We start from the raw sequence: 5,263 nt of genomic DNA, 5'->3' as shown, positions 1-5,263 counted from the left end.
CGGTTTTTATCGCCGAACCGGGGGAAGCGATAATTGGGTGGAATTTACGGTAATCGACACGACCACAGAAGTTCGCCGGGACACTACGGTGCTCTCGCTTATGTTTAACCAGGATGTCGATACGACATTCTGGGTCGGGACGATTGCTGGCATCGGAGCCAGCCCCAACGCGATCGGCTGGGATTTTGATACTGTCAACCTCGATCCCGGTATATTTGATCACAATATCCGTGCCACTTCGGGCGATGAAGGCCTGACCGGTAATTTTGTCACCGCGCTGGAGGTGCAGTATTACGACAACAAGAGATACGTCTGGGTGGCTGGTAACTCCACCGGTCTCCTCGGTGAAACCAACGGCATCAATGTCTCCAAAGACAACGGGCGCACTTTCGAGGCTGTCATGAAAAATGTCAATTGCTGGAACTTCGCGTTCAACGATGCCGATGTCTACGCCGCTACCACGCATGGGCTCTTGAAATCATCTGATTTTGGCGAGAGCTGGGATACGATTTCGGTAGTAGACACTGACGACCAGACTGAGATCTATCCCGGCACCGAATATTACGGTGTGGCGGTGGTTGACGATGTTATCTGGGCCGCCTCTAACGATGGTATTGGGAGAGGGGCAGACAACGGTACAAGCTGGGATGTCTACCGGACTTTTGAGGAGATTACCGAATCCTCCGAGGAAGAAGTATATGTGTCACCACTCCCATCATCGCCGTACTCGACACCCGGCGGGCGAGTAAAGTTTCATTATAAATTCGAAACCGACGGCAATATCACCATTCAGGTATTTGACTTCTCTATGGATCTGGTGGCCACACCGCTCGAGGGCGAGTTCCGCGCCGGCGGTGTGCAGCATGACAATGATACCTGGGATATGCGCAATGACAACGGTGACATAGTCGCCACGGGCCCATACTATTTCAAGGTCGCGAGTTCTACCGGCGGTGAAAAGTGGGGCAAAATTATGGTCATCCCGTAAGGCAGGAGAGTGAAATGAAAAAATTAATAGCAATAATTTTCGTGATGCTGTTCGCGAGTTTCGGCCTGCTGTCTGCCGAGGATGGCAGGAGTGGCTACGCGGCGGCTTACCTGAAGCTTAACCTGTCGGCCCGCGTGGTTGGAATGGGCGGAGCTTTTACCGCTGTAGCCGATGACGCGATGGGGCTGTATTACAATCCCGCCGGCGGACCGTTGATCGACATGAACAAGGTGTCGGCTTCGTACCGGGTTATGGATTTTGACCGCAAGCTGGGCCATGTGGCAGCGCTTTTCAACGCTCGAGAAGATGCTACAGTGGGAGTTGCGTGGATCTACGCCGGCGACAATAACTGGATCGCCCGCGATGAGGAGGGGACACCCACCGGACAGGATTTGACCTATGCCGATCACAATATCGCGCTTTCATTCGCCAAGCGCTTCGGCGAATTTGTAATGATAGGAGCAACCGGTAAATATTTTATAACTGAGGTCGGCACTATCAATTCGACATCGGTCGGTTTCGATGTGGGTTCGATGGTCAGTTTTAACCGTGAAAACTGGTTCGATGAGAACTCGTTTTTCAATGACATCAGGGTCGGGCTGGCTGTGCAAAATCTGGGCACCAACTGGCGCTGGACAACCGGTGACTACTGGGGAGAACAGGGTGAAGCCGGTGTTTCCCTGGAAGAGAAAGCCCAGGTTTTCGTGCGCGCAGGCGTGTCCGCGCTCGCTTTCGACAGTACGTCCCTGGTGGCGCTCGATTTAGTCAAGGGGCAGGACCAGGATGTCAGGATTCATGCCGGTGCCGAATACACAGCCGCGAAACTTTTTACCGTCAGGGGCGGTTATGCAGATGGACGCTTTACTCTGGGAGGCGGAGTTTACAAGAAATTCGTTTACTATGCCCTTAGGTTCGATTACGCTTTCGCTTCCGACCGCGAAGGTGAAAGCCCGGACCATCTGTTTACAATAGGCTTTGAGTTCAGATAAGAGGTAACACAGTATGACTTATAAGAAAACTATATTCCTGGCGCTGATGTCGATAATCTGCTTGTCCGCTTCCGCCCGGGGCCAGGTTGACAAAGATGACATCTCCGGCTTTTCGACTCTGCTGGTGACCCCGGCACCGCGTCATGCGGCGATGGGCAACAGTATGGGGTCGACTGCGGGCGACCTGTTTTCGCTCTATTCCAACCCTGCGGGTATTATCAACGTGCCGTATTTTGCGGCTGGATTCGCTCATAACGAATGGATCGCTGATTACCGTTCGGAGTTTGTCGGGCTGGTATACCGACCGTCAAATTATGCTCTTGGTTTCTCGATAAACTATGGAACCGTGGGTGACATCGAACGTCGTACGGGTCCCACGCCGGAACCTGAAGGCTACTTCGATCTCAATGACCTGGTGGCTGGATTCTCATTCGCCCGCGCTTTTGGACGGGCAACTTCAGTTGGACTTACTGTCAAGTTGGTCTACGAAAAGATCGATGTTTATTCCTCAACCGGTTTCGCGGTAGATTTCGGGTTTCAACATCACCTCTCTTCCCAGCTTGCAATCGGAGCCAGTTTTTCCAATCTCGGCTCCAAACTCAAACTGGATGAGGAAGAATATGACCTGCCGCGCGTTCTGAGAGCCGGAGCCGCGTATCGTATCGCTGATTTTATGCTGACCGGCGATGTCGTTTATCCGACCGATGATGATCCGCATTTTCATCTCGGCGGGGAATACAACTTCAACCGCATGTTCTACCTGCGGAGTGGTTTCCAGTCTGGCTATGATGAGAAAAACGTATCCTTCGGACTGGGAGTGGATCATCGTGGCATCGGTCTCGATTATGCCTATATACCGTTCAAATCTGATTTGGGAGATACTCACAGAATATCATTCACCTATTTGCTGTCGAAGGAGGAGTAGTGGCAAAGTACAGAATCGCCTGGATGCCGGGAGATGGTGTCGGCAACGATGTTATGGAAGCGGCCAGGATTGTATTGGACAAAATCGGTCTGGACGCCGAGTATCCTCATGCCGATATCGGCTGGGAGTTCTGGTGCAAGGAGGGCGACCCCTTGCCCGAAAGGACCATCGAGCTCCTGAAAGAAACTGACTGTGCTCTGTTTGGCGCTATCACATCCAAACCCAAGGAAGAAGCCGAGCGCGAGCTGGTGCCGGAACTTCAGGGCAAAAACCTCGTGTATTCCTCGCCGATCGTACGTCTCCGGCAGGAATTCAACCTGCGTACAAACCTCAGGCCCTGCAAAGCATACGAGGGCAATCCGCTAAACTACAAGGACCGGATTGATATCGTAGTATTCCGTGAAAACACTGAAGACCTCTATGTCGGTGTCGAATTCTTTCCATTTCCGGAAGATGTGTTCAACCTGATCGAACAAAAGAACAAGAAGATCAGCCGCTTTAAAAAGCATGGTCTCGAAAACGTAGCTGTTTCGCTGAGAATTAATTCAGAAACCGGTTGTCGCAATATCGTCACCGACGCTTTTGAGTATGCTAAAAAATTCGGTTACAAAACCGTTACCGTGGTGGAAAAACCGAATGTCGTGCGTGAGACATCGGGACTGATGGTGCGCACCGCCCGCAAGGTTGCTGAAAACTACCCGGGCATTGACCTGTGGGAGACTAATATCGACGCCATGTGTATGTGGCTTCTGAAAAACCCGCTCGATTACGGTGTTTTGGTCACTTCAAATATGTTCGGTGACATCGTCTCCGATCTGTGCGCGCAATTGGTGGGTGGTCTCGGATTCGCGGCCTCGGGTAATATCGGCGATGATTACGCCGTGTTTGAACCGACCCACGGTTCCGCGCCGAAATACGAAGGAAAATATAAAGTCAATCCGATGGCTATGTTGATCACCACCAAGCTGATGCTCGACTGGCTGGGTGAAATCGACAAGGGCCAGGCTCTCGAAAATGCTATCGCAAAGGTGATCAGTGAGGGCAAGGTTCGTACCTATGATATGGGTGGATCGAATACTTCGCTCGAAGTCGCCCAGGCTGTGGCTGATTATATCAAGTAAATTTTTATGCCAAAGCGAAAAAACGCCGGGTGTTTTCCCCGGCGTTTTGTTATTATATACGCATGGAAACTGATCAGTTCAAAGTTCTGAGAATGAGCGAGGATGAACAGTTTGAAAGCAAAGCTTTCCAGCTTTTGGACCAGGTCTGGGAAAAATACCTGGGCAAAGCAGAATTCGTAGAGCAATTTTTTGGCCAACTCTATTCAGCCTATCCGGATTTACAATTTCTGCTGGTAGATACTGAAACCGATGAAATCGCAGTTATCGGCAACAGCTTTGCGTTTAAATGGCATGGTGGTTCGGATGATCTTCCTGACGAAGGTTTGGGCTGGGCCGCCAGCCTGGCCTGCGGTAACCTCGAGGCTGGAAAACATCCCAATACCCAGGTCGCTTTCCAGATCGTTGTCAATCCCGGGTACAAAGGACGGAAAATGAGTTACCGTGCGGTCGAGAAGATGATCGGACTCGGCAGACAACGCGGATTCGAACGTTTGCTTCTTCCCCTTCGTCCCAGTCTCAAGGAGTCATACCCGCTTACCCCGATGGAAAACTATGTCCAGTGGAGAACAGAGGACGGATTACCCTATGATCCCTGGTTAAGGGTTCATCTGAAACTGGGCGGTAAACTGCTCGGGATCTGCCGTCGCTCAGCAGTCATCTCAGGTTCGGTAGCAACCTGGGAGGAATGGACCGGCTTGCGCTTTTTTGAAAGCGGTGACTATATTCTGCCGCAGGGCTTGAATCCGGTAAAAATCGATCTGAACTACGATCGCGGATTGTATATCGAACCCAACATCTGGGTCGTTCACGAGTTTTCTGAAGAATCTAAAACTTAATTTTACCTTCGAGTAGTTTGGCGACCGGATTTAAAGGTTCGATATGAGTGCAGATAACCTTTATCGCCGCAGTCATCGGAACAGCCAGGATGACACCGATCGCGCCCCACATCCAGCCCCACAATATAGTGGAAACCATGACCGTAGTCAGGTTCAGGTCGGCTGAATCGCCGAACAGCTTGGGGGATATAACATAAGATTCGACAAACTGTACTATCGTAAAAAAGATAAATACCCACACCAGCCACAATGCGGATCCGGTTTGCATGCCAGCTACTATCATGGCGGGAATTGCACCGGCATAGGCACCGATGATCGGCACCAGGCTGACCACACCTGCCAAAGGTCCTAAAATATAGGCGTAGTCGATGCCCATGATCAACAGCCCCGCTGTATAGACTATT

The 5,263-nt window shown here is 51.2% G+C and carries 5 protein-coding genes; 4 read left to right on the top strand and 1 reads right to left on the bottom strand.

The features are described from left to right. Positions 1-1,002 precede the first annotated feature (1,002 nt). The 4 genes from GF404_07005 to GF404_06990 all read left to right on the top strand — a co-directional run bounded on the left by GF404_07005 (position 1,003) and on the right by GF404_06990 (position 4,859). On the top strand, positions 1,003-1,977 hold the full coding sequence (locus GF404_07005) for a PorV/PorQ family protein (protein ID MBD3381928.1): 975 nt from the start codon (positions 1,003-1,005) through the stop codon (positions 1,975-1,977). Between the two features lie 13 nt (positions 1,978-1,990). Next, positions 1,991-2,902 (top strand): PorV/PorQ family protein, encoded by a 912-nt coding sequence (locus GF404_07000; protein MBD3381927.1) that lies wholly within the window; start codon positions 1,991-1,993, stop codon positions 2,900-2,902. Positions 2,903-2,925: 23 nt separating this feature from the next. Next, on the top strand, positions 2,926-4,023 hold the full coding sequence (locus tag GF404_06995) for an isocitrate/isopropylmalate dehydrogenase family protein (protein MBD3381926.1): 1,098 nt from the start codon (positions 2,926-2,928) through the stop codon (positions 4,021-4,023). 62 nt (positions 4,024-4,085) lie between these two features. Continuing rightward, positions 4,086-4,859 (top strand): hypothetical protein, encoded by a 774-nt coding sequence (locus GF404_06990; GenBank protein MBD3381925.1) that lies wholly within the window; start codon positions 4,086-4,088, stop codon positions 4,857-4,859. Here the strand turns inward: GF404_06990 and GF404_06985 are convergent. Continuing rightward, positions 4,849-5,262, bottom strand: a complete 414-nt coding sequence (locus GF404_06985) for an AI-2E family transporter (protein MBD3381924.1) — start codon at positions 5,260-5,262, stop codon at positions 4,849-4,851. The two genes, GF404_06990 and GF404_06985, sit on opposite strands and share 11 nt — an antisense overlap. Position 5,263 lies beyond the last annotated feature (1 nt).

Source organism: Candidatus Zixiibacteriota bacterium, from assembly GCA_014728145.1.
In the GTDB taxonomy this organism is placed as follows: Bacteria; Zixibacteria; MSB-5A5; order JAABVY01; family JAABVY01; genus WJMC01.
The sequence above is the reverse complement of the archived record's forward strand: the minus strand, read 5'-3'. Positions and strand labels throughout refer to the sequence as shown.

Coding starts and splice junctions, on each gene's coding strand:
- GF404_06990 (MBD3381925.1), top strand. CDS start 4,086: ATGGAAACTGATCAGTTCAAAGTTCTGAGAATGAGCGAGGATGAACAG.
- GF404_06995 (MBD3381926.1), top strand. CDS start 2,926: ATGCCGGGAGATGGTGTCGGCAACGATGTTATGGAAGCGGCCAGGATT.
- GF404_07005 (MBD3381928.1), top strand. CDS start 1,003: ATGAAAAAATTAATAGCAATAATTTTCGTGATGCTGTTCGCGAGTTTC.
- GF404_07000 (MBD3381927.1), top strand. CDS start 1,991: ATGACTTATAAGAAAACTATATTCCTGGCGCTGATGTCGATAATCTGC.